We start from the raw sequence: 2,636 nt of genomic DNA, 5'->3' as shown, positions 1-2,636 counted from the left end.
GCAATCTGTGGTTGATTCACTTCTTTGCTTCATATTCGCATGTGTCCATCCTGGGCATCCTGGATATCCTTGTCGATAGCATTCGTAGTCAATGCCCGGTCCCTGTTCAAGCGTTGTAGTGGGGGCGCAGGCAAGATGCCTGCGACACATTTTGGCGGAATTGGGGACAGACCCATCTGCGCTCGCTTCGCTTGCGTCAGTCCCCGAATTCCGCTGCGCTCGTTTAGAATCCCACCGTGGAGATCTTTTTCACGCGCCCGGTCTTGCTGTCCGTCTCGAATACGGTGAAGCGCGCTTTCGCGCCGGGCTTGGGCAGGGGGAAGCGTAAGGAGGTTTGGAGCAGCCGTGCCGGAACCGTGGTGGCGCATGCGCAAGCCTGCTCCAGCGTGAGTTCCGCGTGCTTCACCGCGTTCAACACACCTTGAAGCAGCATCAACGAACTGCCCGCAAGCAGGTCGGTTCCGCTGAGACATATCCGGCCGGAAGGCTTCAATTCGACCTCTTTACCGGCAAAGGCGTAGTGCCCCGGTTTCATGCCTCCCAAGTGGACGACGTCGGATGTGAGCACGATGCGTTCCGGTCCTTTGACGCGCACAAACGTCTTCAGAATTTCTGCCGGCAGGTGCTCCATATCGGCGATAAGCGACGCGCTGAGGCGGTCATCGGCAAGTTGCGGCCACAGCGGATTGTGATGGCGGTGCATCTGGGAAGCCATCCCGTTCCCGAGGTGCGTGCACAAGGTGGCCCCGGCGTCCACGGCGCACGCAATCTGCGCGGGAGTCGCGTTGTGATGGCCGATAGAGACGACAACGCCCCGGCTGGCCACACCCTTGATGAAGGTCGCCGCGCCTTTCCATTCCGGCGACATCGTAATGTAGAGGATCTTGCCATCCGCCGCTTTCATCCACCGGTCGAACTCGCGCAAGCTGGGCGGGCGGACGTGTTCGCGCCGGTGTGCGCCGCGCGGACCGTCCTCCGGCGAGATGTAGGGTCCTTCGATGTGGATGCCCGGGATGGCCCCCTTGAGCGCCGGATTCCGCATGGCCTCCGCAAGCACCCGGCACCCATGTTCGATACCTTCTTGCGGCCCCGTGACGAGTGTAGGTACCCAATGCCCGACGCCCGTTTGGGCCAGCAACGAATTCAAGCGCAACACCTTATCCGCGGTCAGAGTGGAATCCTGGAGGTCGACGCCGCCGTAGCCATTGACTTGGATGTCGAACAGCGGCGGCACAATGACCGCCGTATCCGATCCCAGGTCGGCGTCCCCGCGTCCGGCCGGTCGAATGGAGACAATGCGCCCCCGCTCAATGGAAACGTCCGAAGGCCTTCGATCGCCCAAAATCTTCCCCCGCACACGGTGCAGACTCATTTCATTTCCCCGTTGTGATAGCGCCCGGCGCGATTTCTTTTCGGGCCGTTCGCGGACATCGCTTTTCGATTTGGAGAGAGCATAGCATCAAACACGTCCACGTGACTAAAACGCTTGTTTTGAAACGGTTATATGCAGAAAAGGCTTGCGTTCTAGGAATGTGATTACCCATAATGTTAGTCGCTATACGGACAGCGGCAATTCCCTTCTCGGCACTGGGGTAAGAGGCTACTATGAACATCGATCCCGATATTCCCATTTACGCGTACATTAAGCGCGAACTCAAGAATCAGATTGAAAGCGGCGAACTTCCCGTTGGCGCGCGCGTTCCCTCTGAACTTGAGCTGGCGCGCCAGTATGCGGTGAGTCGCAATCCTACGCGCCAGGCCTTGCGCGACCTGGAAATGGAAGGGTACATCACACGCACGCCGGGCCGCGGTTCGTTCGTTGCGCCACCCGCTCAGCGGCAGAAGCTGTTGCTGGTCAGCGGATGGAAAGCCTTTGCTATTGCGTGCCCGGAATTGGAGTGCCACTACACGCGAAACGTCGTGCAGAACTTCATTCGCCACGCTGCTGACCGCGGCTTTCAAACCATGGTCTATTTCATGCGGTTCAGCAATGAGGCGGAATACGAATTTCTGGCCGACATCCGCAACAGCGGCATCGCGGGACTGGCCCTCTGGTTGCAGCACATGACGCCACCCACCCTGGATTTGCTGCGGCGTTTCCAACGGTCGTCCTTTCCCCTTGTGTTGATCGACCGCTATGTCCCCGATCTGGAAACCGATTTCGTCGGCACCGACAATGCCGATGTCGGTTACCGGCTTACCAAGTCCCTCGTTGAGCGCGGTCATAAGAACATCGGGGTCGTTACCGCCGAACTCGATAACACCGCGGTCGACGACCGCATCAACGGGTACAAACGCGCGCTGCGCGAGGCGGGCCTCGAATTCAACGATCAGCTCGTCGGGGTATTTACTTCGAATCAGTCCGCCATTGCCGAAGTCATGAACCGGATTATGGCCAACCGGACCCGGCCCACCGCGTTCTTCTGCGTCAACGACGGCTGCGCCGCCAAGCTCGTCGACCAACTTTCCGAACTCGGCTACCGCATCCCGCAAGACGTTGAGGTCGCCACGATCGACGACAACGAGCTTGCGGCGGCATTGGACGTACCCATCATCACGGCAGCCCAAGCCGGCGGCGAAATGGGCCGCCTCTGCGCCGAACTCCTCATGGAACGGGTCAACCAGCCTGCCCGCAC

The 2,636-nt window shown here is 59.7% G+C and carries 2 protein-coding genes; one reads left to right on the top strand and one right to left on the bottom strand.

Translation table 11 applies throughout. From position 1 onward, the window contains the following. Positions 1-223: 223 nt before the first annotated feature. Positions 224-1,372 carry an amidohydrolase family protein gene (locus K1Y02_26840; GenBank protein MBX7260001.1) on the bottom strand — a complete coding sequence of 383 codons (1,149 nt, stop codon included), beginning with the start codon at positions 1,370-1,372 and terminating at the stop codon, positions 224-226. A gap of 233 nt (positions 1,373-1,605) precedes the next feature. Between K1Y02_26840 and K1Y02_26835 the strand changes: the two genes are divergently transcribed. Next, positions 1,606-2,636 (top strand): GntR family transcriptional regulator (locus K1Y02_26835; protein MBX7260000.1); only part of this gene is annotated, 1,031 nt, incomplete at its 3' end.

Source organism: Candidatus Hydrogenedentota bacterium, assembly GCA_019695095.1.
In the GTDB taxonomy this organism is placed as follows: domain Bacteria; phylum Hydrogenedentota; class Hydrogenedentia; order Hydrogenedentales; family SLHB01; genus JAIBAQ01.
This window is presented reverse-complemented; position numbering and strand designations above follow the sequence as displayed.

Bases quoted from the DNA above. Each gene is read 5' to 3' on its own strand.
- K1Y02_26840 (MBX7260001.1), bottom strand. From the start codon at position 1,372: ATGAGTCTGCACCGTGTGCGGGGGAAGATTTTGGGCGATCGAAGGCCT.